A 22,489-nucleotide genomic window follows, 5' to 3' on the forward strand; every position below is an offset into this window, starting at 1 on the left:
ATTACCAGCCGCCGCTGGCAATCATCGATTTATACCATTAATCTCCAATAACCAACTTCTTGATCCCTTCCCGGCCGTAAAACACGGGGAAGTACATTTGCTCTGCCTTGGCAGGGTTTAATGTATACCTGCCACTGTAACGCGGCATCAGATCTACTGTAAAGGTGTAAGTGCCTTGTGTTAGTTTTCTGCAGAAGATACTCACCTTGTCTTTAAAGTACTCACGGTGCACCTCGTTATTGCTCCATTGCTGGTCTTTCTTTTCGTATGAACAACCGGCAGGGATCGGGATTTCTATCATTACGTAATCTGCATCAGCCCTAACGGTAACATCCGCTTTAAGTTGTACGCTCTCGCCGCCTTTTAGCCTGGTTAGCGTATTTTGATTACGTTCAAAGTGGGTATCTACCCTGAAGTCTTTACTTACTTTCTCAGGCTTGCTGTTCCAAAACTGCTGGTATCCGGTAACGTATACTGGTAAGCTGCCTGTTTTGCTCACTGTCAGCGGCGCTGCCGGCAACGTAGCTGTATATGGGAACCTGGTTATGGTTTCCGCTGAAGAACCCTTGAGAGTTAATACCGCTGGTTTTATCTGGTTATCTACCTTTAATAGATCGGGTAAGATAGTCTCGAGTATAGTGGAAGCTTCGTAGGTGTTTCGCCAATCACCATCCTTTCGTTGTTCCAGAAAGTAGCCTCGTATTTTCGCAAGCACGTTTTCGTGCTTACCTTCAGCTTTTATAATCTGGTAAGCTATAGCACTAATCTGTATTGAATTGTCGAAAAAGCGGTAGTTTTCTTCGCCCCAGTACAGGTTACCAAACAGGGTGGATCGGCTTGTTCTGAGCAGGCTATCAGTATTCACCCTTAAGCCGGTCTGTTGCCTTAGGAGCATCAGTTTCAACTTGTCATAAGTGGAAACCTCTCTTGCCAGATTATTCTGTTTAGCAATAGTGCCAAGGTATTTCACATAATCTACTTTAGCCTTTAAGTTATATAAGAGTTGCAGGCAGGTGAGTTTATCCTGACCGTGGTAGCTTTCCAGCTGATAAACCAGGTAATCGGTTAATTTCTGAGTGTCCATAACAAAGCCGTAGCCCATGTTCTTTGCCTCTGTTAATGCCTCCAGAGCGTGCAGGCTTATCCAAAGTTCTTCGTTGCTGTCCTTCCACCAGCCCCAGGCACCTGTTGTCTTGCGGTTCTCCAGCAGCTTTTTTATTACGTCGGCAACGTTGCGCTCGTATTTAAAAGGTTCTCGCAGGAACGTTCTGATGCGTTTTTCTGCTAGAAGGCCTTTCAGCTTAGATGCCAGTTGTTCGTTGCACAGGTACTTGTACTCGCGCAGTTTACGGGCTTCCTCCGCCAGTGCCGGAAGGGCAGAAGCCTCTGCTCTAAAAGTCACCGGTCCTAAGGTCGGATCAAATTTAAGTGTAACGGTTGTATCTGCATTAAGTGCCTCAAACGCGCCTTTGGTTTCAGTTACACCCTGTTTAAATACCGGTACCTTGCGCCGCTCGCCGTCAGTATAGCCATTGTCGCGTTTGATGCTGTACTCAAATTCCAGGCTGTCAGTAGCGGTTGCAGTAATGTTCAGCGTGTCTATCTTAGCGTTGTTAACGCTAAATACATCCTGCTTTAACATTTTCCCGTTGTAATTAAAAGTCCGGCTTACCTGTGCAGCTGCAGAATTATAGTTCATTACCTTGCCTATGAGGTTCATTTCGTCACCTTCCACAGCAAATTGCAGGGCGATAAAATTGGCGCTAAGTGGCTTAAAAGACTTGATTTCTTTTTGAAGGAAGCCGGTTTGTTTTTTGTCGTTTATACCGATGATAAAGGTCTTCCAATTGGTAATATCATCCGGAAATACTGTTGTAAAGCTTGCCGTACCGTTTTCGTCGGTAGTAAGTTTTGGTTGCCAGTAGGCGTAGTCGCTAAAATTTTTACGCAGTGCAGGCGGCAGCTGCTCTTCGCTGTTCTGTCCGGCAGCTTTAAGCGGCTCACCGTTGATGACCAACTTTTGTTTACGGGTAATAACAATAACACCGTTAGCCGCACGGGCACCGTAAATTGCAGTTGCAGCGGCATCTTTTAGAACGTTTAACTCCGCTATATCAGAAGGGTTAATGCTTTCCAAGCTTTCTACGATTTCCCCATCAACTACATATAATGGTTTAGTTGTGCCGGGAGACGATATACCTCTTATCATTATTTTTAAACCTGCCCCAGGTGCTCCTGTAGAATCCATCACCACCTGTATACCTGCTACCTTGCCTTGTAACGCCATTTCCATGCTATTAATGGTAGTAACAGATCCGGCAAGGTCTTTTTTACGCACGGAACCGTAACCAACTACCACAACCTCATTCAATTGATTGCTTGATGCGGTCAGCACAATATTCAGCTTTATGCCTGAGGCGAAAGTAACCTGCTGTGTGTGGTATCCCAAAAAGCTCACCACCAATTTACCGGATGAAGGCCCTGTAAGGTGAAACATGCCATTAACATCGCACGTGGTGGCTACATTGGTACCTTTTATCTTAATGGTTGCACCCACTACAGGTAGCTTATCATCAGCAGCGGTTACCTTGCCATGTATTCCACTTGTGAACTCTTTGGTGTTATAATATTGCTCGTTAAAGGCTTCCTTTAAGCGTAAAGCGTCGTTCTCTATGCCGTAATCATCATTGCGGTAAATAATGCTGTTGCGTTTATTAATGATGGCTGCAATCTTTATACTTACCGAATCTCTGGCGTGAACGGGCAGTACTGTGAAGCTGTAGTAGTTACGGCCTCCCTTCCTGATTTCTATACGTTCTTTAATGTCGTAGCTGTCATTTTTTAAAAGATAAAAGATCCTGTAAACTCCTCTTGCAATGTCATCGAAGTTTGTGGAATTACCCGGGTACACCCTGATAAAGTCCGGATCGTTATACCGGTAAAAGATTATGTTTTTGATCAGTACAGGATGCTCGTTCTTGGACACCACTCTTTGTAGTTCCAATTTCCCGCGTTCGTTATAGGGTACATGAGGATTTTCAAACAATTGCTGGCTGTTGCTACGTTTATCAAGGTAATCCTGCCAGAGGTCATCGGCAGCAGCATTGGTAAGTACGTAGTCCCGGTAATTGGTAGCACCCGACGCTACGCGCAGGTACCGTGAAAAGGCAAATTCGGTCGAGATGCTTTTCTGCTTTATTAAGCCAGGCTCAAACAGGTAAGAATAGCTCGGTTCGGCCACGAACAGTTGTTTTTTATCCTGCTGATCAAACAAAGTGTAGCTATTGCTGAGCGGACCCACCAGGACACTGCGCGGCGCGGCATTATAAGGATTAAGGAAAAACAGGCGGTCGTGCTGGACAATCATGGACCGCTTACCATCAAAGTTATTGGCTATAGTAACCATGTATTTGTTAATAAGGGCTGCCTCGTATGTGTCCAGCGTGTCCTTCTTTTTAGTTACAGGGTAAGCATCTGCGTTTACGCTAAGAATGAGTTTCTTCGATTTTCTAACCAGAACGCTGTCTATCTCTATCTCTTCCTCTGCTGTGCGCAGTTTCAGGTGATGATAGCCGGCCTCAACCTTAAAGCTATAGGGTTGCAGTTGTTGTGCCTGGCTAAAATACACCGGCAAATGGTCTATATATAAAGCATGTACTGGTGCAAGGCCTGCTTTGCCAGTTACAAATGGTGCTATTTGGGTTATGGTGTCCACTCCTGGTTCTTCGATGCGGTATATTTTATCAGGATGCGTAAACCGGAAGTATTCAATACTGTCGAGTCCTAGAGCATTTTTCCACCTAAGCCAGTCCAACTGTGTAGTTCCGTTCGTTTCTGCATCTTGTAACCTGTAAGTTGGTTTACGTTTTGCTCCAGGGTAGTTTTTGCCCAGGTAAGGTACATAAGGCATACCGCTTTTAAACTTGCGGGTAACGGCCCAGGCGGTAACATCAGCATTAGGAACAGGTTTACCCTGCGCGTCGGTAACTACAATATTGGTTTTTACTTTTTGACCGGGGTAAACCGACACCGGTTGTCTTACGTTGATGGTCAGCAACCTGTCCTGGTAGACCGAGTTTTCTTGTGCGCTTTTCATTTTCCCGCCCCAGATGTAATTGATAATGAACGTAAATCTAACTGTGGAGCTTACCGCTTTTTTGTAATTCAACTGGTCTGCCTGACCATCCCCGGTGAGTTTTCCGTTCTCAAAAACTGAGTAAAAGAAGTGCAGCTTACGCGGGTTAGCCACGTTCACAAAAACCGAATCGGCAGTACGTTCAGATGAGAGCGTGATATCGCCTGTAAAATCTTTTAAGTCTACATCGGTATCAGTACTGTCTGTTTCTATATTGTATTCAGCGGTATTAGGGTTTATCAGCACGAAGCCGGGCAGCATAAGCTTTACTTTCGATAGGGTGTCGCCTTCAACATTGAGGGCGCTTACCGTAGCTGAAGAACTGCCTGCTTTGCCGTTTACAAGATGGCTAATTTTTAATGAGTCGTTTATCACCTCCGTTTTCACGCGGTACTTTTCGTAGTAAAAAGTGGCTTCCTTTTGTTGTTCCTGACCTTCGTTATTGGAGTTCATGAATTTTGCTTCCAGTTGATAGCTTACTGTCGCCTTTGGGAAGATAGAGTCAGGTATGGTTACCTTAGTTTCGCCAATCGGATCCAGGTTGAACTTGTGCTGCCACAAGGTGTCCTTCACAAAAACGTGATCACCTTTATAGTTACTTGCACTGCTGGTTTGCAACGTAAGCACCACACGTCCGTCGGCAACCGGCAAGTCATTCTCGTCGCTCGCTTTAAAATAAGCTACTAATGGATCGCCCGGGTAGTGATCTTCTTTATCTGTACGCATCGCAAAATGAATGGACTTCAATTCGTATTCCTCATATTTGAAATTGCCCGACATTAAAACTACAGCGGGATCGTCGCGTTCGTCATCTTCATCAGCATTAGCTTTAGCCTTTTTGGTTTTAGCCGGATCCACAAGATCAATCCTGTATGTTTCATCCAGGTCAAGGCCTAAGCTATCGGTTAAAACAAAGCTGTACTCAAAGCCCCCTGCGCGATAACTATCTACCTTGCCTAATAGTTTTGTATCGCCACTATCATTAAGTTTTACCAATAGCTTTTTCTGCGTAACAGGTTTACCATTCTGCTGAAGTATAAAGGCCTTAAACTTTACCGTGTCCCCGGGCTTATACATAGGTTTGTTAAATACCATAAAGCCTCCGCGCTGGTTGTAGCTGCTACGCCGATGTTTTGTAAAAGGTGCTTTAATCTTGTTCCAGAATCTGCTCAGGCGGTACTTAAAGCTGCTGTAATTGCTTGAGTAATATTCCTCCTTTTCCAGCTTAAAAAAGTTGGCTACGCCAGCATAATCCACCCGCAGTGTAGCTTGTTTGCCGGTGCGTTTAAAGTGCCAGGTATTGCTGGCCTCGTCATGTGCTACTTGTTTGCCATTTATAATAACCGCTGCACCATTAATATACGCACCCTGTTTATTGGTGAGCGTAAAGCGGTATTCATAAGGTGTAAGAAATAGTTGCAAAAACGCTGAGTGGTTTTCCAATAGCGCATATTTAAGCTGATTTTGCAGAGCAAACACCTTAAGGTAATTACCATTCGGCAGCTGGGGTAGGTTTCCCTTATCTGTTAGAAACGAATCTACAGGGTTGCGCAGCAACGCTTGGTCCAGCGGCTTACCCGGCGAAGCATAGAATTTCTCTACCTCTGCAGGAGAGAGACTATAAATGTAGGTGTAGTAGCTGCTCTGCCGGCTATTGGTGAGCGGGCGCTGTGCAAAGCTGGCAGTAATGCTGCCAAGCAGCATGATTACAGTTACAAAGGCTGGGCGTAAAATGGTAGACATGTGCAGGCGGTTTGTGTTGTTGTTTTACTTATGGATGCAGATGTATTTGTTATTCCATAAAAAAATATCAGATGAGAAGATTAATTTTGATGCATATCCCGTTTGTATACAGGATTAGTAGATTTTCTGCTATCGGTAGTTTTAGCTGCCGATTTAAGACCAATTTAAATTATGTGGTATAATAACATACTGGAGACCATAGGCCACACGCCGATGGTAAAACTTAACAAAATAGTAAAAGACATACCAGCTACTGTACTGGCCAAAATAGAGACTACCAACCCGGGCAATTCTATTAAGGACCGTATGGCGCTGAAAATGATTGAGGACGCTGAAGCCAGCGGTAAGCTGAAACCCGGCGGTACTATCATTGAAGGTACATCTGGCAATACCGGTATGGGGCTAGCCATTGCGGCGGTTATAAAAGGCTACAAATGTATCTTCACCAGTACGGATAAGCAATCAAAAGAAAAGTTTGATGCTCTACGCGCTTTTGGTGCTGAGGTAATTGTTTGCCCAACTAACGTGGACCCGGAAGACCCAAGGTCATACTATTCTGTGTCGTCACGGCTTGAGCGTGAGGTTCCTAACTCGTGGAAGCCCAACCAGTACGATAACCTCAGTAACTCGCAGGCGCACTATGAGCAAACCGGGCCTGAAATTTGGGAACAAACAGAAGGTAAAATAACCCACCTGGTGGTAGGCGTGGGTACAGGCGGTACCATATCTGGCACAGCACGCTACTTAAAAGAAAAGAACCCTAACATACAGGTACTCGGCATTGACACTTATGGATCAATCTTCAAGAAATACAAGGAAACAGGCGAGTTTGACAAGAATGAGATATATCCATATATCACTGAAGGGATAGGAGAGGACTTCTTGCCGCATAACGTTGACTTTAGCTTGATAGATTATTTTGAAAAGGTAAGCGATAAGGATGCTGCCCTGATGACCCGTGAGATAGCCCGTAAAGAAGGCATCTTTGCAGGTAACTCTACAGGGTCTGCCATTGCAGGCGTACTGCAGATGAAGGATCGTTTTAAAGAAGGCGATGTAGTGGTTGTGATCTTCCCAGACCACGGAACACGCTACCTGGGCAAAATGTACAATGACGACTGGTTGCGAGACCGTGGTTTCCTAAAAGATGAGAAACTTACTGCGCGCCATATCATCGACAAAAAGGAGAACCAGGAGATAATAACTATCGACTGTGAGAAAACCGTACTGGAGGCAATCAATACTATTAAATCGCTGAATATTTCGCAGATACCCGTTACACAAAAAGGTATGGTTATAGGTAAGATAACCGAAAGCGATATATTGAATTCGCTGATAGAAAACCCGGGCATCAAATCTCAGCCGGTGAAGAACATCAGTACAGCGCCGTTCCCGTTTGTAGATTTGAATACCTCAATCGACAAAATATCCGGCATGATCAATAAAGATAACATTGCAGTCCTTGTTGAGGACGAGCGCGGTAACATCGAGATCATTACGCAGTATGATATCATTAATGCAATATCGGCTTAGTAAGGTAGAAGCTATTAAAGCGTCATTGCGAGGTACGAAGCAAGCTCCGAGTAGTTCAGTCTAAAATGCTTTAAATAATTAAAGTTCTGAGATTGCTTCGTACCTCGCAATGACGAAAACAACGCTGTATTGGCTTAGCTTAATTTTCAATCACCACTTTTTAAATATCACAAACACTGCCAATACAATTAGCGCAAAACCAACCAGGTGGTTCCAGCCAAGTTTTTCGGTTTTAAAAAACACTACGGTGAACACCATAAATAACGTTAGGGTAATAGCTTCCTGAATGGTTTTAAGTTGTACCAGCGTAAATGGCCCGCCATCATCTTTAAAGCCAAGCCGGTTTGCCGGTACCTGAAATAGGTATTCGAAAAAGGCAAGTCCCCAGCTGATCAGGATAATAGAAATTAGCCCCAGGTTCTTGCCCCATTCGTAGTCTTTAAACTTAAGGTGCCCGTACCAGGCAAAGGTCATGAAGGTGTTAGAAATTGTAAGGAATAGTATCGTTTTAAAACCACGCATAGTATCTGAATAGGAATTTACAAAATGAATAATTAATCAAATTGTTTCCAGCTAACTTACTTTAATCTTTTCTCAGCCAGTTCCTTCTGGTAAACCTCGTTTAGCTTAGGTGATGGGTTAACCAGGATATATACCTTAGTGCCTTTTTCCTTGGCGAGAGGTTCCAATACTTCGCCGGTTTGCCGGTAGCTCTCAAGAATAGGGGCAAGCCGCTCTTTTACATTAGCATCGTCATCCACATAAATAATGTACCTCGCGGTGAGGGTGTCAGGTGCCCATAGCGCAAAGCTGCTGTTTAAACTTACCACATCGGGCATGTTATACTTTTTGTGGAAGTGGTGCAATGCGCCTGCTTCACCATAGTTGTCAGCAAAGATCTGCGCTTGTTTTTGTTGTTCGGGTGTGAGGCTGTGGTAGGCTTGTGAAGCTTTTTGCGCCATTTCCTCCCAACCAAGCATATCGGCATAATCTTGTGTGGTAGGGTGCTGCTGCTGGTCCTCCCATTTAGTTATAAAGCTTAGGAAAGGCATGTTTTCTTTTGTGTACCTGAAAAAGCCCAGCGTTTTATCTAACGACAACACCGGCAACACCATTGGAAGCAGTAACAGATTCGGCAAAACAAATGCCAGTATAACTACTACTCTCAAAGCCACCCACGACCGTTTAATAATGCGCTCCCATGCAAAACCACCTGCAGCAAACAGCATAGGATAAGCGCCAAAAAGGTAGTAGTTCTTGCCGTTCATCTCCAATAAGAACAGAAAGATAAGTACATAAGCAATCGCCATATACCGGAACCGCCTCAGCTTAAATGCGAAAAGCAGGAAGAAGAAACCTGTTAGCCATACAAACAATGCCGGGCCGTTAACCAACAATTGCTGCATCAAAAAGTCCATAGGTTTTACGTAGTCCAACTGTTTCACCCTAAGTTCCTTCATATGGGTGAAAAACGGGAAATGGTGGACTATCTGCCAGATTACATTTGGCAGAAATATCAGGAAAGCAATTCCTGCCGATATAAGGACATGCTTGTTAAAAAGCAACTTTCGCTCTTTGCTGATTAGGATGCCGATGATGAGCGAACCTGTAAAAAAGGCCATGCTGTACTTCGTGAGCATGCCTAACCCTACGGCAGCGCCAAGCCAATACAAGTATCTTACATCGGCCGTATTGAGGTATTTGGTAAAGAGCCACACGGTAACTACCCACCAGAGTTGATCAAACACGACCGGTTGAAACAGGTAGCCGCTGGCTGCAAATGCCGGAGAAAAAATTAATGCCAAACAAGCGAGCGTGATAGCAAAGCGCCTGCCGCCAAGCTCTACCGTAATGCGGCCGGTAAGCCATATAATTAACCCGCTTGCAATAGTAGAAAATATGCGTGCGGCGAAAACGGAATCGCCAAACACCGACAGCGTTATCCTCGCCAGCACGGCTATAAAAGGTGGTACCTCTTTATAGCCCCAGTCCAAATGATCGGCAAGAACCAGGTGCAGGAACTCGTCCCGGTGAAAGCCAAAGCGGCTGATGGCCATAAGGTTGAGCAATACCTTTACAGCAACAAATATCAATATGAATTTAGAATAGCCGGGACGCCGGTTCTTATAGGACATTTATTGGTTTATTAAGCCTAGTTAAAGGCTGAAAGTGTAAAGCTAAAAAAAAATGGAAATTTGCAAAGCAAAGCAGTAAAAGCCAAAAAGCGGAAAGTTGTCGTATTACGATCACTTTCCGCTTTTAACTTTCTGCTTTGAGCTTTTTAAACGCGGGTTATATCAGCACCCAAAGCGCGGAGGCGGGTATCAATATTTTGATAACCGCGCTCTATTTGCTCGATGTTGTAGATAGTTGATTGACCTTGTGCAGATAAAGCCGCTATCAACAACGACACCCCGGCACGAATATCTGGCGACGTCATAGAAATACCGCGCAATTGTATTTGCTTATCCAAACCAATAACGGTGGCACGATGCGGATCGCAGAGGATAATGTTAGCACCCATATCCAGCAGTTTGTCAACAAAGAACAAACGGCTTTCAAACATTTTCTGGTGTATTAGTACAGATCCCTTTGCCTGCGTGGCTACTACCAGCACAATGCTTAACAGGTCGGGAGTGAAACCCGGCCATGGTGCATCAGCAACGGTAAGTAATGATCCGTCTATAAAGGTGTCTATTTCGTAATGATCCTGTGATGGGATATATATATCGTCTCCGCGGCGTTCCAGTTTGATACCCAAACGTTTAAAAACGTCAGGTATCATACCTAGTTCATCGTAATGCACATCTTTAATGGTGATCTCAGAACCAGTCATAGCAGCCAGGCCGATAAATGACCCGATCTCTATCATGTCCGGCAGCATGGTGTGTTCGGTGCCGGTAAGTTCGGTTACGCCTTCAATGGTCAGCAGGTTCGAGCCAATACCGCTAATCTTCGCGCCCATGCGGTTAAGCATTTTGCAAAGCTGCTGCAGGTAAGGTTCGCATGCTGCGTTGTAAATAGTGGTGGTGCCCTTAGCCAGTACAGCCGCCATAACAATGTTCGCAGTACCCGTTACCGAAGCTTCGTCAAGCAGCATGTAGCAGCCCTGAAGATTGGTTGCGTCTACATTGTAAAAGCCGGTCTCGGCGTTATAGTCAAAGCGCGCACCTAATTTTTCAAAACCCAGGAAGTGGGTGTCCAAACGCCTGCGGCCAATTTTATCGCCACCCGGCTTGGGGATAGATGCTGTACCAAAACGCGCCAGCAGCGGGCCAACTATCATGATAGAGCCGCGCAAGCCACCGCCCTTAGCCTTAAAAGCTTCGGAGTTGAAGAAGTCCTGATGTATTTCTTTGGCTTCAAAGGTGCAAACATCGCGCGAGATGCGATTCACCTCAACACCCATGTCGCCTAGTAGTTCAATCAATTTATTTACATCCTGAATGTCCGGGATGTTCTTGATCGTCATTTTATCTTTGGTGAGTAAAACGGCCGAAATGATCTGCAGTGCCTCGTTCTTAGCACCCTGCGGAATGATCTCGCCCTTTAGTTTTTTACCACCCTGTATCTCGAATGCGTTTCTCATAATTGGTTCGTAGTTGATGGTCCATCGTTCATAGCTGATGACTTAGCTAAACAGATAACACGCGACAAAGATTGGATTTTAATTTAAAATACAAAGCCTCGCCGTCCGCACCCACAACTATCAGCAGCCATAAACGATAAATAACTTAGTACTTCTTTGCGCCGCCGTTATTACGGTTGCGATTGTTCTGGTTATTGTTGTTGCGGTTATTTTGGTTGTTGGTACGGCCGCCATTATTTTGGTTACGGCCGCCATTGTTTTGGTTTTGATTGCTTCCGCGGCGTTGATTGTTGTTGCTTTGTGCATTATAAGGGTTAGCCCTAAACTCTACCTTATTCAGGTTGATGTTCTCTTCGAGGCGTAACTCTCCGTTAGACAGATATTGCAGATCGGCAAGGATGATCTCATCGGCAACAGAATCTTTGTTCCACTGTACGTAAGCCATTTTCATGAAGTTGGCTATCGCCTGCACCATGTGGCGTTTGCGATCAGGCTCTTCAATAGCCTTTGCTTTTTCAATCATCAGCTCTATAGTTTTGCCATAGTGCTTGTATTTGATACGCTGATTGGGATACTTCAGCGGCTCGGGTTTAATGTGGATAGCCTCTTCGGTAGGTTTCGGGTAAGGCGAATCTACATCCAGCTGGAAACCGCTGATAATGTGTAAGTGGTCCCAAAGCTTATGTTTAAAGTCGGCTACATCACGCAGGTGAGGGTTCAGGAAACCCATCAGGTCTATAACAACCTGTGCATAACGGTTGCGTTCTTCCTTGGTAGGCAGCGCAACAATGTACTTTACCATGTTTTGTACGTTACGGCCGTACTCCGTTAATAATAGTTTATTCCTGGTCGAATTATAATCGAACGGACCAGGCAAATTTGTTAATGCCATGTATAATGTCTTTATTAAGAAGTGTTAGTTAAATGTTTTCGGCTCATGATCAGTGCCCTGCGAAGGATGAGGGACCGGAGAACCGAAATGGAAGTACTTTAGAAGTAACGCAAATATAGGCTATTTGTGTGAATGTGCAACTAATGTGATGGCGACATTTAATTTCTGGTATTTTAGCGCAACATCTTCAAACTATGCTAATCACCTCTGTTGATATTTACCGTTTCAGTATCCCTATGGAACCGTTCACCATTGCCACCGGCACTATGGACCACGCCATGAACACTTTTATACGCGTGCATACCGACGCCGGTTTTTACGGGGTGGGCGAATGCTCGGCCTTCCCCATGATCGTAGGCGAAACGCAGGATACCTGTTTGATCATGGCCAGAGAGTTTGCCAAGCTTTGGAAAGGACAAAACCCGCTCGACATCACCACAAGGTTGCAGCAACTGGATAGTTTCACCGCAGGTAACACCACCATCAAAAGCGCCTTTGATATGGCCTTGTATGACATTGCCGCAAAAAATGCAGGATTGCCGCTTTACAAGTATCTCGGAGGTGAAAAACGGGCGGTAGAAAGCGATATTACTATTGGCATTAGCTCACCTGAAGTAATGGCGCAAAAGGCAGTAGATTTCAAGAACTCGGGTGCAAATATCCTAAAGGTAAAGTTGGGCAAAGGCGCTGAAACGGATTTTGAACGTATTAAGCAGATTCGTGCTGCTGTGGGTAATAAGATGAAGATACGCGTTGACGCCAACCAGGGCTGGAGCTTTGATGAGGCTGTGTTTGCGCTGCAGGCGTTGGGCGAATATAATGTTGAGTTTTGCGAACAGCCGATGCGCACCTGGTATGACGATCGGCTGCCGCAGCTAATGAAGCTTACACCGGTAAAAATTATGGCGGATGAAAGCGTATACAATCATCATGATGCACGTATGCAGATAGAAAGCGGCAGCTGCCATTATGTGAATATTAAAATGGCCAAAGCAGGCGGGATCACCGAAGCAAAGAAGATACATGATACCTGCGCCGAGCATAATATCCCATGTATGATGGGTGGGATGCTGGAAAGCCGCATTGCCCTGAGCAGCAAACTACATTTTGTATATGCCAGTCCCAATATTCACTTCTATGACATGGACACCTGCAAGCTGGGCCACCTGGTAGACCCATGCGTAGGCGGCGCACAATACGACGGCTACCATCTTACCATTAATGATGCCCCCGGCATAGGTGCAGATGCTGATGAAGTGTTTTTGGAAGGTTGCGAGAAGTTGAGTGTCTGAATCAGAATTTTCAGAATTTAAGGATGAGTAGAATTCTTGTTTTCGGCAATAACGTTAAAAAAAGAGGCGCAATATTTTGCGCCTCGATATTCATTCTGAAAATTCTAAAATTCTGTAAATCCTGATTCAGAAATTATTTACTTAACTCCGCAAAGTACTTGTGGAACAGTGGTATGGTTTCAATGCCCTTATAATAATTGAAGATGTCGTACTTTTCGTTAGGTGAATGCAGTGCATCACTGTCCAGGCCAAAGCCCATCAACACGGTCTTTAACCCCAGTTCAGCCTCAAACAACGCGACAATAGGTATGCTGCCCCCGCCGCGTGTTGGTATAGGGTCTTTACCAAACGCTTCGGCCACCGCTTTTTGTGCTGCCTTGTAAGCAACACTATTTGTTGGTGTAACTACCGGTTCGCCGCCATGGTGAGGGGTAACCTTTACTTTAACATATGGCGGAGCGATGCTCAGTAAATGACCGGTAAATAGCTGGGTGATTTTTTCGCTGGTTTGGTTCGGCACCAACCGCATAGATATTTTAGCGCTTGCTTTTGATGGTAGTACGGTTTTAGCGCCTTCGCCAATGTAGCCTCCCCAAATGCCGTTCACCTCTAGTGTTGGGCGTGTGCCGGTGCGTTCAAAAGTGCTGTAGCCTTGTTCGCCCCAAAGCTCATTAACATCAAGGTCCTTCTTATATTCTTCCTCATCGTAAGGTGCCGCGTTCAGTTCGTCCTTTTCGATTTGGGTAAGTTCTATTACATCATCATAAAAACCGGGGATAGCAATGTGGTTGTTTTCGTCATGCAGTGAGGCAATCATCTTCGCCAGAATAGTGGCCGGGTTGGCCACGGCGCCACCATAAACACCCGAATGGAGGTCGCGGTTAGGGCCGGTAACTTCTACCTCGAGGTACGACAGTCCGCGCAAACCTGTTTCAAGCGAAGGATGCTCCATGCTGATCATCGAGGTGTCAGATATCAGCACCACATCTGCTTTCAGGCGTTCTTTATTTTGCTTCACGAAAATCCCCAGGTTGTTAGAGCCAACTTCTTCCTCGCCCTCTATCATAAACTTGATGTTGCAAGGCAGCGTGTCTGTCTGCATCATTAGCTCAAATGCTTTTACATGCATATAAAACTGACCTTTGTCGTCGCAGGCGCCACGGGCGTATATCTTTCCGTCGCGAACGGTAGGCTCGAAAGGAGGAGTGAGCCATAGTTCCAGCGGATCTGCCGGTTGTACATCGTAGTGCCCGTAAACCAATACGGTAGGCTTAGCCGGATCGATGATCTTTTCGCCGTACACAATAGGATAGCCGGCAGTTTGGCAAACTTCGACGTTGTCGGCACCTGCCTCAGTGAGTTTTTGCGCTACCAGATCGGCAGTTTTTAGTACGTCGGCTTTGTATTTAGGGTCGGCACTAACAGACGGAAGGCGCAGAAGCTCAAAAAGCTCGTCGAGCATGCGTTGCTTATTGGCCTCTATGTATTGTTTTATATGCTGCATAATTCACAAGTATTTGCAGCAAATATAACACAATAATAAAACACACGTTTTTGCGAACGAAGCAATCTCCGGTGCTTAAAAACAGCCGGTCATACTAATGAAGAAAGGGTATAAAAACTTACGCCTTCTCTACAACTACGGCTGTGCCATAGGCCAGCACCTCCGTAATACCCTGCATCACCTCATTAGCATCGTAACGCATGCTGATGATCGCATTAGCACCCATAGCCTGTGCGTGTTGTATCAGCAGGTGGTAGGCTTCTTCGCGAGCGTTTTCGCAAAGTTCTACATAAACAGAAAGCCTGCCGCCAAACAGCGATTGCAGGCCGCCTGCAAAGTTACCCACAACGCTGCGGCTGCGTACAGTTATGCCGCGTACAACGCCTAAATGCTTTACAATTTTATAGCCTTCCAGGTTGTTGCTGGTAGTAATGAGTGAAGTATCCATTGTTTTTCTTTTGGTTTTGTTTTAGATAGAACCTTTACATAAATGTTACCAGCTAAAAGTAGCAGATTTATTTAATTTTGAACCTTACGAGATAAACTCATGCGAATAACGTTGATAGGCTCAGGTAATGTAGCTACCCACTTGGCCGCTGCTTTTAAAAATGCCGGGCACCGCATTATACAGGTTTACAGCAGGCAAATGCAACACGCCGCCCTGCTGGCTTACCACGTAGGCGCTTCAGCAATAGACAGCCTGGCCGATATTTCCGCAGATACAGATCTGTTTGTCATTTCTGTAAAGGACGATGCCATTAAGGATATTGCTCCGCATCTGACAGCCCAGGGTAAACTAGTTGTACATACTTCCGGCGCGGTAAGCTTGCAGGAACTGCTGGGCGCTACTGAAAACGCAGGAGTGTTTTATCCCCTGCAAACATTTAGTAAAACTAAGGAAGTAAACTTTTGGGATGTGCCCCTTTGCGTAGAAGGTTCTGACGACAACATTACCAAAATACTGGAAGACCTCGCGCGTACCATCAGCAATAACGTTTACCGGGTAGATTCTGCACAACGTAAGGTGCTGCACCTTTCAGCCGTGTTTGCGTGTAACTTCACCAATCACTTGTACGATATATCGCAGCAGCTACTGGCAGAACACAACATGAGCTTTGATATGCTGCGACCGTTGATAACAGAAACAGCTGACAAAGTTCGGGAGCATTCGCCTGCAGATGTACAAACAGGGCCAGCAGTACGCCATGACCTGCAGACCATGACTGCGCACCTGCAAATGCTTGAAGGGAAAGACGAACTCAAACAGATATATCATCTGCTCAGTCAGGATATTATCAAAAACCATAAGGCACCTAACTCCAATAAGTAATTTTGTTACTTTTGCCAAAATGAATATTTTTAAAGTAAGGATAAACTTCGAAGAACAGGACCACGAAACTGTGGAGCTCCCTATTGCCGAAGGTGAATCGGTGCTGGACGTCTGCCTGGAGAACGGCATCGAATTGCAGCACAACTGTGGCGGTGTTTGCGGATGCAGTACCTGCCATATCTACGTGAACCGCGGGATGGACAGCCTGCAGGAGATATCTGATAAAGAAGAAGACTTTATAGACCGCGCCGTTAATCCCCGTATAAACTCGCGTTTAGGCTGCCAGTGTGTAGTGATAGACGGAGATATAGAAGTAACATTGCCTGATCAGTCGGGCTTTATGGGGCACTAATATTTAAGAACTTAACACGTATAACCATACGTAGCTATACAAATGACAGAAGACAAATTTGCCCTCCCGATCCACTGGAACGACTATGAGGATATTGCCATGAGCCTTTACGAAAAATTTGGCGACGAATTTGGTGAGACCAGGATATACCGCATCCGCTTTACCGACCTGCTGGAATGGGTACTTACCCTGCCTAATTTTGCCGGTACGCGCGAGGAAGCGAATGAAGGCCACCTTGAGCAGATACAATCTGCCTGGGTATACGAGTGGCGTGATAACCAATAGTAATGGAAAACTTTCTTAACAGGCTTAAGGATATCACGACGTTCATTTTTGATGTGGACGGCGTACTCACCGACGGATCGGTTTTTGTGACCGAAGCCGGTGTGCAAAGCCGCGCTTTTAACATTAAAGATGGTTATGCTTTGCAGCTGGCTATAAAGAGCGGGTATACGGTTGCTGCAATATCCGGCAGCCGCTCTAAAAGTGCACTTTATCGCCTAAATAGCCTGGGGATTAATGATGTATACCTGGGTACACATACCAAGGCCGAACGCCTTAAACTCTTCATGGAAGAGAAGAGCGTGCACCCTTCCAAGATATTGTACATGGCCGATGACATCCCGGACCTTGCTGCCATGAACTTAGTGGGTTTACCAGTTTGCCCGGCAGATGCTGCAGAAGAGGTTAAAGCCATCTGCGCGTACGTATCTCACGTACCGGGCGGCAGAGGCTGTGCCCGCGACGTAATTGAAAAGGTAATGAAGGTACAGGGCACCTGGATGAACGACCAGGCGTACAGCTGGTAGGTCGAGTTTAAAGTCGAAAGTTAAAAGTCAAAAGACTGTTCGGATGAATAATTTCCCCAAAGTAATTCTTGCATCTAAATCCCCGCGCAGGCAGGAACTGCTCAGGCTGATGGATATAGACTTCCGGATTGTGCTGAAGGAGGTCGATGAATCTTATCCGGATGGATTAACTCCCGAAGATATAGCGGTTTACATTGCTTTTAAAAAAGCTGAAGCCTTTGACGAGGAAGTTACCGATGAGGTGGTACTTACCGCCGACACCATAGTGTCCATAGAGGGCGAAATACTGGGTAAGCCCGAAACGCCGGAACACGCTGTAGAGATGCTGCACAAGCTAAGCGGTAAGGTACACAAGGTTTATACAGGGGTGTGTTTGTTTTACAAAGGCGAGTACAATAAGTTCTACGATGTATCTGAGGTGTTCTTCCGCCAGCTTGCTGATGAAGAGATCCGGAGCTACGTGGCAGACAAAAGCCCGATGGATAAAGCCGGCTCATACGGCATCCAGGAACGAATAGGCTTGATAGGCATCGAACGCATTGACGGCTCTTACACCAACGTGGTAGGGCTGCCTACCGAAAAGGTGTACCAGCAGCTGAAGAGACTTGCCATCTGAATCCTTTACCGCCGTCATTGCGAGGTACGAAGCAATTTCAGAACTATGCTGAGCCCTTCCGTGAACCGCAGTATTCTTTCTGAGAATACTTGATTTTCGTGATAAGCTTGGGTATTCTATAATTTTCTAACGTTGTTCTTCCTGTTTACATCCGGTAACACATTATCCGGGTCAACGGTTACGCTTTCTGCATCCTTTGTTGTTGGAAGCGTAAAGTTAAATGCCCTCAGTTGCAGCCAGCTCTCAACCGGGAAGTAGGTGCGCTCTTTGGTGCCATCCTTAAACTTTATTTCTACGGTAAATGGCATGGCCATCGCTTCCTTGTTGGCTACTGTTATCTGGATGCCTTTGTTATGGTCCCTACTTGTATATCTCGCGTCAACCAAGGCAATGTCCAGCTTGTAGTTGTTATAGTACCATCCTTTCCAGAACCAGCCCAGGTCCTCACCGGCGGCGTTCTCCATCGAGCGGAAGAAATCATCGGGCTGCGGGTGCTTATACGCCCATGTATTTATGTAATTGCGGAACGCGTAATCAAACCTGTCCTTGCCTAATATCTGTTCGCGCAGCAACACCATACCAAATGCCGGCTTGAAATAAGTAAGCGGGTGGCGGAACTTTTCAGGTATAGCATCCGGCTGTGTCATAATTGTGGGCGACTCCGGGTCTAGGATCGACGGAATGATCTCATCCGCAGGATTACCGCCCCCGGGCGCATACTCGCCGTCGCGCTTTGGTGCATATTCTCCCTTATTAAAGTTGTCTGATGCGTAAATGTCTATAAAGGTGTTAAAGCCTTCGTCCATCCAGGCAAAGCGGCGCTCATTGCTGCCCACTATCATCGGGAACCAGTTATGGCCAATCTCGTGCGCAGTAACCCAGTAAAGCTCTTTACCCTTATCGTTAATACCGTCGAACACAATGCCCGGGTACTCCATGCCGCCTGCTATGCCTGCCTCGTTAATGGCAGTAGGGTACGGGTATACAAACCACTTTTCAGAAAAGTATTCTATCGATTTCTTCAGGTACTCGGTTGCGCGGCCCCAGGCTTCGTTGCCCTGGCTTTCTACAGGGTAAACCGACATCGCCAGCGATTTCTTCCCGTTTGGCAGGTTCACTCTTGCCGCGTCCCAAATGTATGCCTTAGATGCGCCGAAAGCCACATCGCGCGTATTCAGCATTTTGAAATGCCAGGTGAGCGTGCCTTTACTTACCGGCCTGGATGCCGGGCTGTTCACCTCCGCAGGGGTGCGTATCATTAACGTATTGTCGCTGTTGCGCGCCGCTGTAAGCCGGCTTACCTGTGTGGCGGTTAGTACTTCAGTAGGGTTGAGCAATTCGCCTGCACCGGCTACTATAATGTCATACGGTACGTTAACTTTATAATCAAAATCGCCATACTCCAGGTAAAACTCGCCACTCCCCAGGAATGGCGCCGTGTCCCATCCGCGCGAATCATCATAAACGCACATCTGCGGATAAAACTGTGCTATCTCGTATATCTTGCCGTTTTTGGTGTCAGTATAATCTGTACGGCCACCGAATGCGCCAGGTATAGTATAATGATATTTTACATTGAAGGTTATTTTGCCACCTTTTGCGCTTACTGCTGCGGGCAGCCTCACCTGCATACGGGTATCGCTTACCACATAAGGCAAGGTGATGCTTTTACCGTTCTGCATCATAGATACTGATTCTATTACATAGCCTTCTGTATGCTCGGTAGCCGCCGCACCGGTGACGTAGTTAGACCGCGCATTGCGTTTATAAGTGTTTTGCTCTACATGCAGCCACAGGTATTGCAAAGCGTCGGGGCTATTGTTGGTATAAGTGATAGCAGCGCTGCCGCTAATGGTTTTACTTGCGGTGTCCAGCTTAACGTTCAGTTGGTAATCGGCACGGTTCTGCCAGTACTTTGGTCCGGGGTCTCCGTTTGGCGAGTGGGACTCATTACCTTTTTCGGTAAACGGTGTAGTGGAAAACAAAGCCGATGGCACGTAGTTGCTGGTGATAGTATCCAGCGCGCTTTTCTTTTGGGCATTAGCGATTAGCGCCGCCGACAGCAAGAGCGCGGTGCAGGTAAGTTTGTTCTTCATAAGATCAGTTAAAGCGAAGCAAGATACAAAAAGAGCAGGGAACATTTTTAGGCCGGAACCAACAAAATCAGGAAACAATAGATACTTTAGTGCAAAAAAGCGCACGTGCATTTTCCTGTAAATATCCCTTTAGGCCATTCGTTTATTCCCGTGCACTTTGTTTGCGAAACGCTGGCGTACTTCCTTGGCTACCGTTATTACGCCTACCTGCGCAGGCACACGCACGACAGTATTGACGATAACAAGCGTATGCTAATTTTTATTGGCGCGGCGTTTGACGCTTTTTTGGGTTCGCACCTGGTGGGCGTACTGGAGAACCCCGATGCTTTAAGTAAAATGAACCTTATTTACTTTATGGGGAATAAGACCATTGTAGGCGGCATGCTCGGCGGGTTGATAGGAGTAGAGCTTGTTAAAAAACGCATCAGCGTTACGGTATCGTCTGGCGACCTGATGGTTTATCCTTTAATTTTAGCGATGATCATCGGCCGTACAGGATGTTTTTTTGCCGGGTTGGAAGATGGTACCTACGGCATTTCAAGCAGCCTGCCCTGGGCCATTAATTTCGGTGACGGTATACGCAGGCACCCTACTAATTTATATGAAATACTATTTTGGCTGCTGATGTGGGTTAGTTTGCAACTATTAGAACGCCGCTATACACTGGCTAATGGCGCCAGGTTTAAGCTGTTTATGGCCGGGTACCTGCTGTTCCGCCTTGGTATCGAATTTATTAAGCCGGCATATTTTTTTAGTTTCGGCTTGTCGGTAATTCAATTGGTTTGTATCGGGGGCATTTTGTATTATTATAAAGTTTTTATCTGCCCATCAAAACTCGTAACCAAACATGCCTGAGCGCCCATATATCTATTACGATTTTACACAAAGCATTTGCTCTACCTGTTTAAGGCGTGTCGACGCCAAGATTGTGTTTGAGGACGGCAAGGTGTATATGCTTAAGAACTGCCGTCAGCACGGTTTCGAGCGGGTGTTGATTGCTACAGATATTGAATATTATAAAAACTGCCGCAACTACGCAAAGCGCAGCGAAATGCCGCTAAAGTTTAATGCAGAAACGCACTATGGCTGCCCGTACGATTGTGGCCTGTGCCGCGACCACGAGCAGCATTCCTGCCTTACCGTCGTGGAGGTTACCGATCGCTGCAACTTAACCTGTCCCACCTGTTATGCCATGTCCTCTCCGCACTATGGCAGGCACCGTACATTGGCCGAGATAGAACAAATGCTGGACGTAATTGTGGAGAATGAAGGTGAGCCGGACGTGGTGCAACTAAGTGGCGGCGAGCCAACGGTGCACCCGCAATTCTTCGAAATACTGGACATTGCCAAAACCAAGCCCATCCGCCACCTGATGCTGAATACTAATGGCATCCGCATAGCAAAAGACGAGAACTTTGTAAAGCGTTTGGCAACTTACCAGCCCGACTTTGAAGTGTACCTGCAATTTGATTCCTTTAAAGCTGAGGCGCTGTTGCAGTTGAGGGGAGAGGACCTGCGCGATGTAAGGGCAAAGGCAATTGAGCACCTTAACAGGCATAACGTAAGCACCACACTGGTAGTAACGTTGCAAAAGGGCCTTAATACCGACGAAATAGGTGAGATAATAGAGTATGCCCTAAAGCAGCCCTGTGTACGTGGCGTAACCTTTCAGCCTACGCAGCAAGCCGGCCGGCTGGAAAATTTCAATGAAAGTACCGATCGTTACACGCTTACCGAAGTGCGCAGCGCTATACTGGAGCAAACCAACATCTTTAACGCTAACGATCTGTTACCTGTACCATGTAACCCTGATGCACTTGTGATGGGCTACGCGCTTAAACTTGGTGGCGAGGTTTTCCCGCTTACGCGGATGATCAACCCGGATGATTTGCTGGACAATTCTAAGAACACCATTGTTTACGAACAGGACGAACGACTAAAAGGTCACCTGCTTAACATGTTCAGCACCGGTAATTCGGTGGATAAGGCGAAAGAGCACCTGAAATCAATTATGTGCTGCCTGCCTGAGATAGATGCGCCCGAGTTGGGTTACGACAATTTATTCAGGGTGATTATCATGCAATTTATAGATGCGCAGAACTTTGATGTACGTGCCATAAAAAAATCATGCGTACACATTGTGAACAAAGACATGCAGATTATTCCTTTTGAGACAATGAACATATTTTACCGGGACGACAAACGGGCGTACCTTGAACAATTAAGGGCCGAAATGGCTATATAGATATGGAACAGCCACATATTACTCCGGGCATGATCCCGCCAAAAAAGAGTTCGGGAGGCGGGATGAAAATAGTAGGTTACAATCTTTTAGCCTTCGCTGTTTATTGTGGCTTGTCTGCCTTAATAGCAGGCAGTATATTTTCTGCACTTCCTGTATTTATATTACATATCATCGCATGCCTTATATTGGCGATAGTCCAAAAGAAAGCAGCCTGGGCACTGGCAGCCGGTTTGTTACTGGTAGTTGGCTTTTCTACCTGCGTGGCTTCGCTGGCTGGGATGTAACGTATGGAAGAGACACCAAAAACACCATCTAAGGTTATACCTACAGTAATCACTGGTTGTTTATACTTT

18 protein-coding genes are annotated in these 22,489 nt (G+C 46.0%); 10 read left to right on the plus strand and 8 right to left on the minus strand.

The window, feature by feature from the left end; genetic code table 11:
- Nucleotides 1–37 precede the first annotated feature (37 nt).
- Complete coding sequence (locus AC59GT_RS16270; RefSeq protein WP_497238608.1) at nt 38–5,878, minus strand: alpha-2-macroglobulin family protein; 5,841 nt, start codon at nt 5,876–5,878, stop codon at nt 38–40.
- A 171-nt stretch (nt 5,879–6,049) separates the two neighbouring features.
- On the opposite strand from AC59GT_RS16270, the gene AC59GT_RS16275 reads away from it, so the two are divergent.
- Nucleotides 6,050–7,411 (plus strand): pyridoxal-phosphate dependent enzyme, encoded by a 1,362-nt coding sequence (locus tag AC59GT_RS16275; protein ID WP_497238609.1) that lies wholly within the window; start codon nt 6,050–6,052, stop codon nt 7,409–7,411.
- A gap of 150 nt (nt 7,412–7,561) precedes the next feature.
- Here AC59GT_RS16275 and AC59GT_RS16280 read toward each other — a convergent pair whose 3' ends face one another.
- From AC59GT_RS16280 to AC59GT_RS16295, 4 genes are all read right to left on the minus strand, one after another.
- The gene (locus tag AC59GT_RS16280; RefSeq protein WP_497238610.1) at nt 7,562–7,933 is read right to left on the minus strand and encodes a DMT family protein; all 372 of its coding nucleotides are present in this window, start codon (nt 7,931–7,933) and stop codon (nt 7,562–7,564) included.
- A 56-nt stretch (nt 7,934–7,989) separates the two neighbouring features.
- Nucleotides 7,990–9,546, minus strand: coding sequence for an ArnT family glycosyltransferase (locus tag AC59GT_RS16285; protein WP_497238611.1), 1,557 nt, complete (start codon nt 9,544–9,546; stop codon nt 7,990–7,992).
- A 146-nt stretch (nt 9,547–9,692) separates the two neighbouring features.
- The gene (gene murA, locus AC59GT_RS16290; protein ID WP_117382387.1) at nt 9,693–11,000 is read right to left on the minus strand and encodes a UDP-N-acetylglucosamine 1-carboxyvinyltransferase; all 1,308 of its coding nucleotides are present in this window, start codon (nt 10,998–11,000) and stop codon (nt 9,693–9,695) included.
- 145 nt (nt 11,001–11,145) lie between these two features.
- Complete coding sequence (locus AC59GT_RS16295; protein ID WP_497238612.1) at nt 11,146–11,892, minus strand: DUF4290 domain-containing protein; 747 nt, start codon at nt 11,890–11,892, stop codon at nt 11,146–11,148.
- A gap of 194 nt (nt 11,893–12,086) precedes the next feature.
- On the opposite strand from AC59GT_RS16295, the gene AC59GT_RS16300 reads away from it, so the two are divergent.
- A complete protein-coding gene (locus tag AC59GT_RS16300) occupies nt 12,087–13,184 on the plus strand; it encodes a mandelate racemase/muconate lactonizing enzyme family protein (RefSeq protein ID WP_497238613.1) in 1,098 nt (365 codons plus the stop codon).
- A 133-nt stretch (nt 13,185–13,317) separates the two neighbouring features.
- Here AC59GT_RS16300 and AC59GT_RS16305 read toward each other — a convergent pair whose 3' ends face one another.
- Together AC59GT_RS16305 and AC59GT_RS16310 are read right to left on the minus strand one after the other, a co-directional pair.
- On the minus strand, nt 13,318–14,688 hold the full coding sequence (locus AC59GT_RS16305) for a dipeptidase (RefSeq protein ID WP_497238614.1): 1,371 nt from the start codon (nt 14,686–14,688) through the stop codon (nt 13,318–13,320).
- A 118-nt stretch (nt 14,689–14,806) separates the two neighbouring features.
- Entirely contained in the window at nt 14,807–15,136 is a 330-nt protein-coding gene (locus tag AC59GT_RS16310) for a YbjQ family protein (protein ID WP_117382383.1), read from the minus strand.
- 99 nt (nt 15,137–15,235) lie between these two features.
- Between AC59GT_RS16310 and AC59GT_RS16315 the strand changes: the two genes are divergently transcribed.
- The 5 genes from AC59GT_RS16315 to AC59GT_RS16335 are packed head-to-tail and all read left to right on the plus strand — an operon-like array spanning nt 15,236 to nt 17,795.
- Nucleotides 15,236–16,018 (plus strand): Rossmann-like and DUF2520 domain-containing protein, encoded by a 783-nt coding sequence (locus tag AC59GT_RS16315; protein WP_497238615.1) that lies wholly within the window; start codon nt 15,236–15,238, stop codon nt 16,016–16,018.
- A gap of 19 nt (nt 16,019–16,037) precedes the next feature.
- On the plus strand, nt 16,038–16,370 hold the full coding sequence (locus AC59GT_RS16320) for a 2Fe-2S iron-sulfur cluster-binding protein (protein WP_497238616.1): 333 nt from the start codon (nt 16,038–16,040) through the stop codon (nt 16,368–16,370).
- Between the two features lie 42 nt (nt 16,371–16,412).
- Nucleotides 16,413–16,655, plus strand: a complete 243-nt coding sequence (gene iscX / locus AC59GT_RS16325) for a Fe-S cluster assembly protein IscX (protein WP_117382379.1) — start codon at nt 16,413–16,415, stop codon at nt 16,653–16,655.
- A 2-nt stretch (nt 16,656–16,657) separates the two neighbouring features.
- Nucleotides 16,658–17,179 (plus strand): KdsC family phosphatase, encoded by a 522-nt coding sequence (locus AC59GT_RS16330; RefSeq protein ID WP_117382378.1) that lies wholly within the window; start codon nt 16,658–16,660, stop codon nt 17,177–17,179.
- Nucleotides 17,180–17,222: 43 nt separating this feature from the next.
- A complete protein-coding gene (locus AC59GT_RS16335) occupies nt 17,223–17,795 on the plus strand; it encodes a Maf family protein (RefSeq protein WP_497238617.1) in 573 nt (190 codons plus the stop codon).
- 116 nt (nt 17,796–17,911) lie between these two features.
- Here AC59GT_RS16335 and AC59GT_RS16340 read toward each other — a convergent pair whose 3' ends face one another.
- Nucleotides 17,912–19,891: a M1 family metallopeptidase gene (locus AC59GT_RS16340; RefSeq protein ID WP_497238618.1), complete on the minus strand. Its 1,980-nt coding sequence runs from the start codon at nt 19,889–19,891 to the stop codon at nt 17,912–17,914.
- A 105-nt stretch (nt 19,892–19,996) separates the two neighbouring features.
- Between AC59GT_RS16340 and AC59GT_RS16345 the strand changes: the two genes are divergently transcribed.
- From AC59GT_RS16345 to AC59GT_RS16355, 3 genes are read left to right on the plus strand one after another with little or no spacing between them, the layout of a single operon-like run.
- Complete coding sequence (locus tag AC59GT_RS16345; RefSeq protein WP_497238619.1) at nt 19,997–20,746, plus strand: prolipoprotein diacylglyceryl transferase; 750 nt, start codon at nt 19,997–19,999, stop codon at nt 20,744–20,746.
- Nucleotides 20,739–22,136 carry a radical SAM protein gene (locus tag AC59GT_RS16350; protein ID WP_497238620.1) on the plus strand — a complete coding sequence of 466 codons (1,398 nt, stop codon included), beginning with the start codon at nt 20,739–20,741 and terminating at the stop codon, nt 22,134–22,136. The genes AC59GT_RS16345 and AC59GT_RS16350 overlap by 8 nt, the downstream gene beginning before the upstream one ends.
- A 2-nt stretch (nt 22,137–22,138) precedes the next feature.
- On the plus strand, nt 22,139–22,420 hold the full coding sequence (locus AC59GT_RS16355; RefSeq protein ID WP_497238621.1) for a hypothetical protein: 282 nt from the start codon (nt 22,139–22,141) through the stop codon (nt 22,418–22,420).
- The last annotated feature ends 69 nt before the right edge of the window (nt 22,421–22,489 follow it).

Source organism: Mucilaginibacter sp. 320_HR (assembly GCF_059691875.1).